This window comes from Brevibacillus panacihumi, from assembly GCF_003710985.1.
Taxonomy (GTDB): Bacteria; Bacillota; Bacilli; order Brevibacillales; family Brevibacillaceae; genus Brevibacillus; species Brevibacillus panacihumi.
This window is the reverse complement of record NZ_RHHT01000027.1, coordinates 120,261-132,703: the sequence shown is the minus strand read 5'-3', so window position 1 is coordinate 132,703 and position 12,443 is coordinate 120,261. Positions and strand designations below refer to the sequence as shown.

The window sequence follows — 12,443 nt, the reverse complement described above, 5'->3', positions numbered from 1 at the left end:
CTGGGGAGCGTCACTGGCCGCCTCCCACTCCAAAGGCGGAACTCAAAAAGACGATGATAGAGCAATGAAGGGTAACATAGCCAAAACAAAAGAAATCACCAGCCCGATGCATTGGTGATTTCTTTTTGTTGCTTCTACAACTCGCTTTGCAGCTTCTCGAACGTCCTTACGACGACACGCGCCATGATCTCTACGCCCTTGATCAGGTCTGGCTGATTGAAATGCATTTTGGGGTGGTGCAGTCCCGGCTGCAGGTCGCAGCCTAGCGCGAGCATGGTCGCTTTGATGTGCGGACGCTCGACGGTGTAGAAATGAAAATCTTCCGCCCCTGGAGTGACCGGGGCTGGCTGCAGATTCTCTGGACCGAGTACGTCTACGATGGCCTGCTCCATCAATTGCTTCGCCTCTTCCGCTACCTCGGCGGCGACCATTCTGGCTCCCTGCTCCAGGGAAATCTCGGCCTGATACGAGAGCGCTACGCCTTCTATGATCTGCTTGACGCGCTTGACGAGATCATCCATCGCCTCATTCGTCTGTGCCCGCAGGTCGAGGGCGAAACGCGCCTTGTCGGGAATGATGTTGTAGCTTTCTCCGCCCGCCTGCAGCATGGTCATTTTTACTGTCGCCGGAACCATTGGATTGGTATGTACCTGCCCGATCCCTGAGAGGATTGCCCCCGCTACCTCGATCGCATTGACGCCGAGATGCGGTCTGGCACCGTGCGCGGACACGCCAGTAATCTCCCCGTATATAAACATCGCGCCGCCATTGTAGATAGCCCCTCCGCAATGTCCGCTTCGCATCTCCTGGATCGGGCGCAAATGGACACCGTACAGGTAGTCGATATCATCCACAACGCCTTTTTCGACCAGCTTCAAGGCTCCGGTCCCTTTTTCTTCGGCAGGCTGAAAGAGAATCTTTAGCGTCCCCGGCGGCTGATACCCGGTTGCCATCAGCGATTCTACCGCTTCCAGCACCACGGTCATATGCGCGTCATGTCCGCAAGAATGGTTGGCTTTCCACTCTCCGTCCACCTCCTGCCACAGTGCGTCAATGTCTGTCCGCAGTCCGACCACCGGCTTGCCTTCGCCCCATTCCGCGACAAGCCCCGTACAATCGTCGAACGTCATTACGCGCAATCTCAAAGCACGCATGCGTTCCGCCAAGTATCGGGTCGTCTCTGTTTCCTTCCAGCTTATCTCCGGGTTGGCGTGCAAATGCTGGAATGTTTGGGCAATTGTTTGCTCACGAGAGGCTACAGCTTGGCGAAGCGACAACGCAGTGGTCATCGTGTAATTCCTCCTCAATCAACTTTTTTCCCATTATAGCACAGGTCCCCTCCGGCAATCGGAAGTTCCGCAGCCGTTATCTGCAGGTAAGCCGAAAAAGCGCATCCAGCTTCAACTGATCCCTGCAAGTCCCCGTCATCTTCACTTTTTGTTTGGCGATCACATAACGCATTTCATCCCCTTCCAGCAGCATCCCGATCTCCTGCTCCCTGCCGCGCACCACCAGGTCCGGCTGTTCCGTCCCGCTCCATTCTTGACACATAGACCCCTCTCTGGAAAAGACAAGCTGCCAGCGGATCTGCGTATCCTCTGCTACGATCCCGATCCGCCGTTCCCATCCCATCATTACGGGCCAAAGATGCTTTTTTCGCTGCAAACGCACGAGCATGTCATCAAGCAGGTTTTCAATTCGAGTCGTCATGGCCGATCGCCTCCCTCTTATCCAAGGGGTTCGCGCGTCCTTGCGTCGAATCCTTTGACGAGGCATGAGAAGCCCTGTCGCCTCTTGTCAGGCAGGGAAATTACTTCTCGACAACTGGCAAAAAAAAAGACACCTGCTTCCTGCAGATGCCTGTTGTTTCCTATCCCTATTCGCTATTACTCTTCGATTTCGTCGAATTCATCCTTGTCCAGACGGACCTCCAGATGATGGCCATCGGGTGTTTCAAAATACAGGTTGAAGCTAGTGGGCCTGGTGATGGGGCCTCGGTAGCAGATATTTTCCGCCTCCAGCTTGTCTACCAGGTAATCCAGTTCGGCGCGGCTAGTAACAGAAAAAGCGATGTGGTCTACCTGTCCCACTCCGCCTTTTCCCTCTTCCCCGCTGTGCGGGTGCAGGCCGATCCGTGTGTATGTGCCAATTTGAAAGTAGACAGGCTCTCCTTCTACAATACTTTCTTCCGGGATAGGAACTTCCAGGATGTCATGAAAAAACCGAGCTGTTTTCCTCACATCACTGCAATTTAACGCGATGTGATGAACTCCTTTCAAATGAAACATTCACACTGCCTCCCAGGTCTTTCGATCAAGCGCTTTTCTGCGAAATTTGCTTTCTCTTGTTGTAGTGCTTCAATCGCTCGCTTAACCGTTTCAAACGGATCATCAACGCTTCTCGCCACTCGTCATCCTTCAGATCTTTGGCTACGCCAAGCAGATCCAACGAGATGTCGATCTGTTGTTTCAACACGTCAGAGAAGCTGATTGCTTCGTCCGTCATGGTACAATTCTCAAACAACTCCGATGTATTGTCAACACTCACGAAGTCGGTGAAGTCCACTTCAGGAGCTTTATCTCCCTGTGCATATTCTACTAAAATTTCGTATTCCCCTTCAATAGCAGGATGAACGTCAATTCTGTCACATACAGGACAAAACATGATGGGGACATTGTGCACCAGCGTTTTATGATGACGGACAGACCCAATTGACCCTACCATTCCAGCGCCGCAACAAAAACTCATTTCGTCTCCCTCCTTCTTCGCCCAAACAAATAAGTCTCGTGTTTGAACGATAGTCTGTCTGTACTAGTCATTGTAGCCTAAATGACCTAGAAGTCTCTACCCGCAAAAGATGCCAAAAGTTGATCGTAAAAGTAAATGTACAATTATTGTACTCGATGAAAGAGGAAACGACCACTATTTTCTGACTAGTTAGATTTTTCCTGGAGCATTCAAAAAAGCTGAGGACTGTGCCCCAGCTTTCTTTTGCCTGCCTATTCTTTTACCATCGCTTCGTATTTGTCGGCATCCATCAGCTTATCCAATTCTGCTTCGTCCGACAGTTCCACGACGATCATCCACGCTTTCTCGTACGGCGAGGAATTCACCAGTTCAGGCGCATCTTCCAGCTCTCCGTTTACCTCGATGACTTTGCCGCTCAAAGGCGCGTACAGCTCCGATACGGTTTTGACAGACTCGACACTTCCGAATGGCTCGTCCTGTTGAATCGTGGAACCAACCTCCGGCAACTCGACGAACACGATGTCACCCAGTTCAGATTGTGCAAATTCTGTAATGCCGATATAAGCCTTATTGCCTTCAATACGCACCCACTCATGCTCTTCGCTGTATCGCAGATTTTTTGGGAATTCCATCGTTTACGTATCCTCCTATTCGGGTACAATCCATTCTTCCATAAAGATATTTGACGCCTTTTCTAGGATTCCTCTTCAATGCCTAAAATTCGGAACAGGCGTTTTTTAACCAGGTTCAAGCCCTTCTCTCCTGCCTGGAAATGGCGAAGCTGCAGATTCTCGTCAAAGAGATAAAAAGCTGGGACGTACTCATTTTGAAAAGCATCCACGGTCTTCATCTCGTTGTCGATGGCGACCGGATGGGTCAGCTCGTACTCCGCAATGGTAGCCTTGATCGCTTCGATATCCGTATCCTTCTCGGAGCGGGGCATGTGGACGCCAATCACCTTCAGCCCATTGGCTGCGTATTTGTCCCGCCACTCATTGATATTGGGCAGAGACTCCTTGCACATGTAACAGCTGACCGACCAGAAGTGGACCAGCACAGCACTGCCTTGCAAATCCGCTTTTGTGACCTGCCCGTTCACCCATTCTGTGATTCCCGGAAAATCTGGCAATTCTTCACGCAGACGCATCCTTCACACATCTCCTTTTCAAAAGGCTGGACAAACTTTCCTATACCTGACTATACCTGTTCTTTGTCCATAATTCCAGTTACTTGTCTCGGATGTTTTGGAAGTGGTGGTCGTCCAGCTGTAGTGGCGGGGATGAAAAAGGGGAAAACGCTTCAGGCCGGTTTGGATCTTTGCTGGGGGGATAGCACTGGTCGTCTGCACTCCAAAGGCGGAACCGCGGCCAAAAGCAGTCGTCGCCAGGAAGTGATTTCAGGGTTGGCCGCTGAAATCGTGTTCCGCCTTTTCCGTTCCGACTGGGTCAAGATCCCAAATGCCTTCCGCTCTTTTCCCCTTTTTCATCGACAGCTTTTCCAGGTCTCCCTTCATTTTGTAGGCTTTTCAAGGGGGTATAGGCGCATCCGATCTTCTCAACAAAAAACGTGCAGCCCCTCTAAAGAAGAAGGACTGCACGTTATTGATGGTTCTTTCAATAGTAATGCTCGATTACTTCGCAGTCAGTTGAGCTTGTCCTGGACGCCAGTTAGCTGGGCACAGACCGCCGGATTGCAGAGCTTGCAGTACGCGCAGAGTCTCGTCAGTGGAACGGCCGATGTTCAGGTCATTTACTACTTGGTATTTCAGGATGCCTTCTGGATCGATGATGAACAGACCGCGGAACGCTACGCCTGCTTCTTCATCCAGCACGCCGTAGTCGCGAGCTGTTGTTTTCAGGAAGTCTGCAGCCAGTGGGTAGTTCAAGCCACCCAGACCGTTTTGGTCGCGAGGAGTGTTGATCCAAGCGCGGTGGGAGTGGATGGAGTCTACAGAGATGCCGAGAACTTCTGCATCCAGGTCTTTGAATTCTTCGATTGCATCGCTCAGTGCGATGATCTCAGTTGGGCATACAAAGGTAAAGTCCAGTGGATAGAAGAACATTACCAGCCATTTGCCACGGTAGTCGGACAGGGATACTTTGCCGAACTCTTTACCGTTTCCGAGTGCTGTTTCCAGAGTGAAATCTGGTGCTGGGAGACCAACCAAACGTTGTGCCATATGTAAAAAACCTCCTTGGAATGTGGTGTACTAGCTTACCTATCACATAATATCATTGCTATCACTTTATAGTCAATACAATGTAGGAATTATTTCAACCTGTTATTCATTTTCATTCCATTCGGAACAAGCACAAAAGTAATGTTTCCTGCAGTCCCGTCCCCTATGCATCCTTTTTTCTCTGGAGTATCCCGGAGCTGGCGATGGATGCGGCTGCCTCTCTCAATACTTCTCGATCCTGGACAAGCGCAATGCGCACATAGCCTTCCCCTTCGGCGCCAAAAGCGCTCCCCGGAATCACGACGACACCCGCCTCCTCCAGCAAGGCCAACGCAAATTCATGTGACGTCCACCCCGTCGGCACCGGGGCCCAGACAAACATCGTAGCTTTTGGCGGTTCAATCACCCAGCCCGCTTTCGCCAGCTCCGCCAGCAATACATCACGGCGCTCCTGATACAGCTCGCTTACGCTGTTTTGGCCGCCGGACAGGCGATCTTCCCTCATCGCTGCGACCGCCATCTCCTGTACAGGCAAGAAAACGCCGTAGTCTACATTGGACTTGACGATGGCGAGCGGCTTGATGATCTCCGCATTTCCCACGACATAGGCGATCCGGCAACCAGCCATATTGAAGCTTTTGGAAAACGAATTGAACTCGATCCCCACTTCTTTGGCACCGGGAGCTTGCAGAAAGCTGGGCGGCTTGTAACCATCAAAAGCCATTTCCGAATAGGCGAGATCATGCACGACGATGATGTCATGCTTACGGGCAAACTCCACCACCTCTTCAAAGAAGGCGACGGTAGCTACAGCCGAGACGGGATTGTTGGGATAGTTGAGAATCATGAATTTTGCCTGCTTGGCTGCCTCTTGCGGGATCGCAGCGAGATCCGGCAGAAATCCGCGCTCCGCTTTCAAGGGCATAAAATAAGGAGTGGCCCCGGCCAGATGGACACTGCCGGCGTAGATCGGGTATCCAGGGTCAGGAACCAGCACCAGATCGCCCGGGTCTGTCCAGGCAAGAGCGAAGTGGGCCAACCCGTCCTGGGATCCCATCAGGGAATGGATCTCCCCATCCGGATTCAACTCTACGCCAAAACGATATTGATACCACTGCGCAACCTCTGCCCGAAACGCTGCCGTCCCTTCACTGAGTGCATAGCCAAAAGCCCCCGGCTTCTCCACCGCTGCCGCAAGGGCTTCCAGCAGCGTGCGCTCTGGCTGCTGATCCGGACTGCCGATGCTCAGATCATAGACTCTCCTGGTCTGGGCTACCTCCCGTTTACGATTTGCCATCTCCGAAAAAATCGCGGCTGACAACTGTTCCAGTCGCTTCGACGGTCTGGGCATGATTTCACTTTCCTCCCCAGGTTTTTTCCAGTTCTTCTGGTTTAAAGCCCAAAGTTACCTTTTTCTCATCGGTGATCAAAGGACGCTTGATCAGCTTTCCATTGGAGGCGAGCAAATCCAGCATCTCTTCCTCAGACATGGTTGGCAGCTTGTCCTTGAGGCCCAGCTCTTTGTACTGAACTCCGCTCACGTTAAAAAACTTGCGAAGCTCAAGTCCGCTCGCCTGCCAGATGCGGCGCAGCTCCTCCTTGCCCGGTGGAGCCTCTACAATCGGTATTTCCTCAAAGCCGATTCCTTCCTCAGTCATCCACTTCTTCGCTTTGCGGCATGTGTCGCATTTGTTGTACAGGTAGGCTTTAATCGCCATGATCGCATCACCTCTGTCATTTTATAAGGAACGACAGCCCAAAATCTCCAGGCTGCCGTCTTCTCGCTGTTCTCTCGCTGCTGTTTTAGTTTTTACGAACCGGATTTGACCGTAATTTGGACCTGGTATCCCGCATGCTTTCTCGCTTGAAAGACGCCATTTTCAAAAATCAGGTACTGGGCCTTCACCCCGATCAAGCGTCCCCCGATGCACTCTTCCTTGTCGAGTGTCTTGGAGCTGATCTTGTCGAGTGACTCCAGGATTGGATAGGTAATATCCACCCATTCATCTTCGCGGTATTGGAATGGCTTGAACGCATCCGGGAAATGGCTGTACACCTCATCGCGCAAAGAGATCAGGTCGACCTCCCGCACTTCCCCTTTCAGCATTTTGCGCCAGTTGGTTTTATCCGGGAGAAATTGGCTGAGGTGAAACTCCAGCTCTCCTGCCATACGTCTCGTCGGCACCTCGGCGATCGGAATCGCGCGGATTGCTCCTTGATCCACCCAACGTTTCAATTCATTGTTCTTGCGCGTCAAACCCACTTTAATATCGCTGGAAACAGCCAGATAGACGTAATGAGGGATCATGCAATGCGTCTGGCCGAAGCTCTCATCCCGGCATGTCCCCAGCTCAAAATGACATTCATGCGGTTTTACGATGCACAGATCATTTTCCGGCAGCTTGGTAAAGCAAGGATAGCAATAGCCGCTGTTGAAGGTCTTGTTTGTCTTGCGGCCACAGGCGATGCAATTTTTTTGTCCCAGATAGGAAATCGTGACTTCGTGATTCAGCCACTCGTTTAGCGGCAAACGGTCTTCTCCGATTTGCAGATAGTAGTCGACAGGCTTGTCCTTGCCGTGGTATTGGTGTGTCAAGCCATGCAGCAAACCGCTCAGTTCCAACCTACTCTCCCCTTCCCGATTTACATCTTCTCATTCTATCACATCATCGGTATGCGTCGACGGCTGCTTTGTTTTGGCTGCATGTTTTCACAGCCTGGGGGCGAAGCTATGACCATATTCGATGGAAGGAGGCGTTTTTCCTGAGATACCGCGTCCTTGGTGCCTGGTTAACGATCGCTTGCTTCCTAGGCATCATTGCCCTTCCTTCTCTGGCAGCTGCCCCTCTCCCCACATACGAGCCGATACACCGGATCGATACCAAGAAAAAAGTGGTAGCCCTTACGTTCGACGATGGTCCTGATGCTACCTATACTCCGAAAATACTGGAGGTCCTGCACCAGCATCAAGTCCAGGCCACTTTTTTTGTGCTCGGCTCGCAGGTGGACAAATACCCCAAGGTGATGCAATGGATCACCAAAGCGGGGCACGAGATCGGCAATCACGGCTACGATCATCACGACTTGAACAAATTGACCGAGCAGGAGGTCTATGATGACATCAAGCGCGGTGAACTTTCCATTTTGCGGACGACGGGGATTCTCGCCCAGAATTACCGGCCTCCCGGGGGGGTAATGACCCACGACGTGATGAATGCAGTCCAGGCATGCGGCTATGATCTGATCCACTGGTCGATCGATCCGAGAGATTGGTCCATGGCTCGGACTGCTTCCATTATTGCCAAAAGCGTGAAGAGCAACGTCAAGGCTGGCGACATCATTCTGTTTCACGATGGCGGCCTGAATCAAAAGCAAACGGTGGCGGCTCTGAGGGATTTGATCAAGGACCTGCGGGCGCAGGGGTATCGCTTTGTCACCGTCAGCCAGTTATTAGATGAAGCAAAAGCAAAATAGGAAAAGGCACCAGTCCTTCCGGTTGCCGGAACGACTGGCGCCCATGTTATCATCTACTGCTCATCCGACCATTACCTTGCCCAAAAACGAACGCAGCCGCTCATTCTTCGGATGTTCAAACAGCTCCTCCGGCTTCCCTTCCTCCATGATGATTCCCTGATCCATAAAAATGACGCGATCGCCCACTTCCCGGGCAAAGCCCATTTCATGCGTCACTACGATCATTGTCATTCCTTCCGCAGCCAGGTTTTTCATAACCGCCAACACTTCTCCGACCAACTCCGGGTCGAGAGCGGAGGTAGGCTCATCGAACAGCATCACTTTCGGATTCATTGCCAGGGCTCGGGCAATCGCCACACGCTGCATCTGTCCTCCCGACAACCGATCGGGATAGACGTCAGCCTTATCCGCCAATCCTACTTTCTTGAGCAAGGCCATGCCCGTTTTTCGCGCTTCCTCCATAGGCGTCTTGCGCACCTTGATGGGAGCAAGCATTACATTTTCCAGGACAGTCTTATGCGGAAAAAGATTGAACCGCTGAAAAACCATCCCCACGTCTTCCCGCACCTTGTTGATGTCCACCTTGGGATCGGAAAGATCATGTCCGTTCATGATGATGGTTCCGCTCGTCATCTCCTCCAGTTGGTTCAGACAGCGCAAAAACGTGCTTTTTCCCGATCCGGAAGGGCCGATGACACATACGACTTCCCTTTCCGCGATCTGTGTCGTGATTCCTTTTAACACCTGCAATTTGCCGTAGTTCTTTTTCAAGTCCTTTACCTGAATGATCATGGCATCACCTCCAGGAGCTTCCCTGCTTGTGCTTGTGCTTGCGCTTCATATGCTTCTATCATACACGAAAATTGTCGCAATTGCATGAAAGATTAGCCTTTTGCCGTTAACTGACAATCTCCCTGACAAGTACAGGACGAGCAAGAAACCGCTGGCGGAGTCATGTGCTTATGCTTGTTTTGGCTGGACAGGTAGTGGATCAAACGCGCTGAATTCAGCACCACCAGCACGGAGGTAGCGTTGTGGACAAAAGCTCCGCCGACGGGTCCGAGGGTGCCTACCATCGCAAAAATGACCGCGGCCGCATTGATCAAACTGGAAATCATCAGATTTTCACGGATGACTCGCATCGTTTTCTGGCCGAGCTGGACGACATCCGCCACTTTAGAGACATCATCGTGCATGATGACGATATCGGCTGCTTCCGAAGCGATTTGGGTCCCCCCTTCTCCCATGGCGATTCCTACGTGTGCCGCGGTCAGAGCGGGAGCGTCGTTGATGCCATCGCCTACCATCCCGACGACAAGTCCTTTTTGCCGATATTCCTCTATCCGCTGATACTTGGCTTCCGGAAATTGCTCGGCATAGACGGTCGTGACCCCAGCTTGACGAGCGATCTGGGTTGCTGCTCCGCGATTGTCTCCGGTCAGCATTGCAATCTCGCCTACTCCGTGTAGCCGCAGACGTCCGATTGTCTCCCGCGATTCCAGACGGACGCGATCCGCCAGCGATACCAACCCGACGAGCCGACGATCTTTTGCGACCAATACCGCCGTATGTCCGGCCTGCTCCTGTTCTTCCCGCAGTTGGGTCAACTCGGTTGTATCGATCCCCATCTCGGTAAAAAAGCGGTGATTCCCGACCAGCACTTCACGACCGTCGATCTGTCCGGAGACTCCATTGCCCGGATGGACGAGAAAAGCATCTACCCGTGGGATCTCGATGCGCCGCTCCTCGCTTGCCTTCAGGATGGCCTGTGCGACCGGATGCTCCGAATGGGCTTCCAAAGCAGCTGCCAGGCGAAGAACATCGTCCGCCTTTTCGCTATGCAAACGAGCTACCCCTGTAACCTGCAGCTTTCCTTCCGTCAGCGTCCCGGTCTTGTCAAACAACAGAGCATTGACTAGCCCAATCTGCTCCAGCGCGACTCCGCTTTTGATGAGAATGCCATGCTTGGCGGCACTTCCAATCCCGGCCATGATCGCAGTAGGTGTAGCCAGCACCAACGCGCACGGACAAAAGACAATCAGGATCGTCACTGCTCGGACCAGGTCTCCTGTAAACAGATACATCAGGAGAGCCAGTGCCAGACTGCTCGGCACGATCCAGGCAGCCCATCGATCCAGCAAGCGTTGGACAGGAGCCTTTCGTTCCATCGCTTCGGCCACGAGCCGGGTTACCTTGGCGAATGTCGTTTCATCGCCGATCCGCTCCGCCTCGATCTCCATGATCCCGTTGGTATTCAATGTTCCCATGAACACCTCATCCCCGGGACGTTTTTCCACGGGCAACGACTCGCCTGTCAGTGCCGCCTGATTGACCGCTGCCTGCCCCTGTCTGACTACCCCGTCGACCGGGATTTTTTCACCCGGCTTGACCTGAACGACGTCTCCTTTGACGACCTCCTCCAAAGCGACTTCGAGCCAGCCATTTCCTCTTTTGACGTGTGCGGTCTGCGGCGCCATCTGCACCATTTCTTCCAACGCTGACGCCGCCTTGGCCACCGTCCGATTCTCCAGCCACATGCCGATCATCATAATCAGCGCTACTTCTCCCGCTGCGAAGATCTCTCCAATCGAGACTGCAGCGATGATCGCAATCGACACCAGCACATCACTGTTGATCGAGCGCTCCTCAATCAATTCCTTCCCGGCCGCCCAGGCGATCGGAAGTCCGCACAGCACGACCGCCAGCCAGGCCAAATCGAGTCCCCAGACCTCTCCATACAGCCAACTGACCAATAATCCTGCACCCGACAGCAGCATCCCCAGTTTTTGCATCATAGCACCCATCTCCCCTTTTCTTCCCCCATTGAGAAAGAGAATCAGACTTATTTCTCCCGTAAAAACAGTGGAAGCTGCTGCCCGTAGGCAACAGCATCCTAATTGATAATGATTATCCCTATCTTTACCTAGGCGAATTCTTTTGCGCAAGGTAAATATTTTTATATTCATTCTAATGTAGAACTCTCTTACCGTCAAACCCAATTTTCCATTATTTGATGTGTAACACCGACGAGGTCTGCTCATGATAAGAGGGAGGTGAAAAGCATGCAGCGTAAAAAATGGATTGCTCTCATCATCGTTATGGCTGTCTTGTTCGCGGGACTTATTGTAGAGGGATTTGCCGGGCCCCCCGCAGATTTGGCAAATCATCCTGGCTATGCATGGGAAGAAAGCGTGGTCTCGGGGACTGGCAACGCCAAAATCCTTCAGCTTTTTGTCAATGGCGTCATCTCCGGAGAACGAAACGCGGCTGGCATCCCTACCAATACAGAGGTTCTGCGCGAACAGCTTCGTTATGCCGAGGAGGATGAAAACGTCAAAGCGCTGGTACTGCGGATCGACAGTCCCGGAGGGGAGGTTGTAGCCACTGATGAAATCTACAACCGGCTGTTGCGATTCAAACAGGTTCGGAAGATTCCCATCGTTGTCAGCATGGGCTCGACAGCGGCATCAGGCGGTTACTACCTGGCTACAGCCGCAGATACGATTTTTGCCAATCCGAATACGCTGACGGGCAGTCTTGGCGTCATTTTTAATCTCGTCAATTACAGCGAAGCCGCCGATAAGCTGGGCATTCACCAGTACGCCATCAAAAGCGGACGATTCAAGGATATCGGCAGCCCCGCTCGCCCCGTTACCACTCAAGAGCAGCAAATTTTTCAGACGCTCGTCAATGAAAGCTACAATAAATTCGTCGATGTCATTGTCAAAGGACGCAATTTGAGCCGCGAAAGGGTACTGGAGATCGCCGATGGACGTGTCTATTCCGGGGAACAGGCGAAACGCCTTGGATTGATCGACCAGTTCGGCGATCTGGAAGAAGCGACGCAGCATGCCCTCTCCTTGTCCGGTGAACAAGCGGCGACAGTCATACGGTATTCCGATCAAATCTCATTCAGCAAATTGCTGTTCAGCATGAAACAGCATTGGTCCAACCCGGATCCTTTGGGCCTGTCCCGTATATTGGATCGCCATTCCACGCATCGTTTGCTGTATCAATTCATTCCTGGAGAATCGTAGGAGGT

The 12,443-nt window shown here is 52.3% G+C and carries 14 protein-coding genes; 2 read left to right on the top strand and 12 right to left on the bottom strand.

Annotated elements, in window-relative coordinates:
* Window positions 1–134: 134 nt before the first annotated feature.
* The 10 genes from EDM58_RS13135 to EDM58_RS13090 all read right to left on the bottom strand — a co-directional run bounded on the left by EDM58_RS13135 (window position 135) and on the right by EDM58_RS13090 (window position 7,550).
* The gene (locus tag EDM58_RS13135; protein ID WP_122913731.1) at window positions 135–1,289 is read right to left on the bottom strand and encodes a M20 peptidase aminoacylase family protein; all 1,155 of its coding nucleotides are present in this window, start codon (window positions 1,287–1,289) and stop codon (window positions 135–137) included.
* A 76-nt stretch (window positions 1,290–1,365) separates the two neighbouring features.
* A complete protein-coding gene (locus tag EDM58_RS13130) occupies window positions 1,366–1,710 on the bottom strand; it encodes an SCP-2 sterol transfer family protein (protein WP_122913730.1) in 345 nt (114 codons plus the stop codon).
* A 176-nt stretch (window positions 1,711–1,886) separates the two neighbouring features.
* Window positions 1,887–2,288 carry a VOC family protein gene (locus tag EDM58_RS13125; protein ID WP_023558346.1) on the bottom strand — a complete coding sequence of 134 codons (402 nt, stop codon included), beginning with the start codon at window positions 2,286–2,288 and terminating at the stop codon, window positions 1,887–1,889.
* 25 nt (window positions 2,289–2,313) lie between these two features.
* The gene (locus tag EDM58_RS13120; RefSeq protein WP_023558347.1) at window positions 2,314–2,748 is read right to left on the bottom strand and encodes a hypothetical protein; all 435 of its coding nucleotides are present in this window, start codon (window positions 2,746–2,748) and stop codon (window positions 2,314–2,316) included.
* Window positions 2,749–2,999: 251 nt separating this feature from the next.
* Entirely contained in the window at window positions 3,000–3,380 is a 381-nt protein-coding gene (gene gcvH / locus EDM58_RS13115) for a glycine cleavage system protein GcvH (protein WP_023558348.1), read from the bottom strand.
* Between the two features lie 62 nt (window positions 3,381–3,442).
* Window positions 3,443–3,895, bottom strand: coding sequence for a redoxin domain-containing protein (locus tag EDM58_RS13110; protein ID WP_122913729.1), 453 nt, complete (start codon window positions 3,893–3,895; stop codon window positions 3,443–3,445).
* A gap of 483 nt (window positions 3,896–4,378) precedes the next feature.
* Window positions 4,379–4,927: a peroxiredoxin gene (locus EDM58_RS13105; protein ID WP_023558350.1), complete on the bottom strand. Its 549-nt coding sequence runs from the start codon at window positions 4,925–4,927 to the stop codon at window positions 4,379–4,381.
* A 163-nt stretch (window positions 4,928–5,090) separates the two neighbouring features.
* The gene (locus tag EDM58_RS13100) at window positions 5,091–6,278 is read right to left on the bottom strand and encodes an aminotransferase class I/II-fold pyridoxal phosphate-dependent enzyme (protein ID WP_122913728.1); all 1,188 of its coding nucleotides are present in this window, start codon (window positions 6,276–6,278) and stop codon (window positions 5,091–5,093) included.
* Window positions 6,279–6,282: 4 nt separating this feature from the next.
* Complete coding sequence (locus EDM58_RS13095) at window positions 6,283–6,645, bottom strand: arsenate reductase family protein (protein WP_122913727.1); 363 nt, start codon at window positions 6,643–6,645, stop codon at window positions 6,283–6,285.
* A gap of 92 nt (window positions 6,646–6,737) precedes the next feature.
* Entirely contained in the window at window positions 6,738–7,550 is an 813-nt protein-coding gene (locus EDM58_RS13090; protein WP_122913726.1) for a DUF2797 domain-containing protein, read from the bottom strand.
* A gap of 191 nt (window positions 7,551–7,741) precedes the next feature.
* On the opposite strand from EDM58_RS13090, the gene EDM58_RS13085 reads away from it, so the two are divergent.
* Window positions 7,742–8,401 (top strand): polysaccharide deacetylase family protein, encoded by a 660-nt coding sequence (locus EDM58_RS13085; protein WP_246000718.1) that lies wholly within the window; start codon window positions 7,742–7,744, stop codon window positions 8,399–8,401.
* A 60-nt stretch (window positions 8,402–8,461) separates the two neighbouring features.
* Here EDM58_RS13085 and EDM58_RS13080 read toward each other — a convergent pair whose 3' ends face one another.
* On the bottom strand, window positions 8,462–9,193 hold the full coding sequence (locus EDM58_RS13080) for an amino acid ABC transporter ATP-binding protein (RefSeq protein ID WP_122913725.1): 732 nt from the start codon (window positions 9,191–9,193) through the stop codon (window positions 8,462–8,464).
* A 92-nt stretch (window positions 9,194–9,285) separates the two neighbouring features.
* Window positions 9,286–11,196: a heavy metal translocating P-type ATPase gene (locus EDM58_RS13075; RefSeq protein WP_122913724.1), complete on the bottom strand. Its 1,911-nt coding sequence runs from the start codon at window positions 11,194–11,196 to the stop codon at window positions 9,286–9,288.
* Between the two features lie 267 nt (window positions 11,197–11,463).
* On the opposite strand from EDM58_RS13075, the gene sppA reads away from it, so the two are divergent.
* Entirely contained in the window at window positions 11,464–12,438 is a 975-nt protein-coding gene (sppA, locus tag EDM58_RS13070; protein ID WP_122913723.1) for a signal peptide peptidase SppA, read from the top strand.
* Window positions 12,439–12,443: the final 5 nt, after the last annotated feature.

What these genes read in the sequence shown, in the direction of transcription:
- EDM58_RS13135 (WP_122913731.1), bottom strand. Translation starts at nt 1,289, where the DNA reads ATGACCACTGCGTTGTCGCTTCGCCAAGCTGTAGCCTCTCGTGAGCAA.
- EDM58_RS13130 (WP_122913730.1), bottom strand. Translation starts at nt 1,710, where the DNA reads ATGACGACTCGAATTGAAAACCTGCTTGATGACATGCTCGTGCGTTTG.
- EDM58_RS13125 (WP_023558346.1), bottom strand. Translation starts at nt 2,288, where the DNA reads ATGTTTCATTTGAAAGGAGTTCATCACATCGCGTTAAATTGCAGTGAT.
- EDM58_RS13120 (WP_023558347.1), bottom strand. Translation starts at nt 2,748, where the DNA reads ATGAGTTTTTGTTGCGGCGCTGGAATGGTAGGGTCAATTGGGTCTGTC.
- gcvH (WP_023558348.1), bottom strand. Translation starts at nt 3,380, where the DNA reads ATGGAATTCCCAAAAAATCTGCGATACAGCGAAGAGCATGAGTGGGTG.
- EDM58_RS13110 (WP_122913729.1), bottom strand. Translation starts at nt 3,895, where the DNA reads ATGCGTCTGCGTGAAGAATTGCCAGATTTTCCGGGAATCACAGAATGG.
- EDM58_RS13105 (WP_023558350.1), bottom strand. Translation starts at nt 4,927, where the DNA reads ATGGCACAACGTTTGGTTGGTCTCCCAGCACCAGATTTCACTCTGGAA.
- EDM58_RS13100 (WP_122913728.1), bottom strand. Translation starts at nt 6,278, where the DNA reads ATGCCCAGACCGTCGAAGCGACTGGAACAGTTGTCAGCCGCGATTTTT.
- EDM58_RS13095 (WP_122913727.1), bottom strand. Translation starts at nt 6,645, where the DNA reads ATGGCGATTAAAGCCTACCTGTACAACAAATGCGACACATGCCGCAAA.
- EDM58_RS13080 (WP_122913725.1), bottom strand. Translation starts at nt 9,193, where the DNA reads ATGATCATTCAGGTAAAGGACTTGAAAAAGAACTACGGCAAATTGCAG.
- EDM58_RS13075 (WP_122913724.1), bottom strand. Translation starts at nt 11,196, where the DNA reads ATGATGCAAAAACTGGGGATGCTGCTGTCGGGTGCAGGATTATTGGTC.
- sppA (WP_122913723.1), top strand. Translation starts at nt 11,464, where the DNA reads ATGCAGCGTAAAAAATGGATTGCTCTCATCATCGTTATGGCTGTCTTG.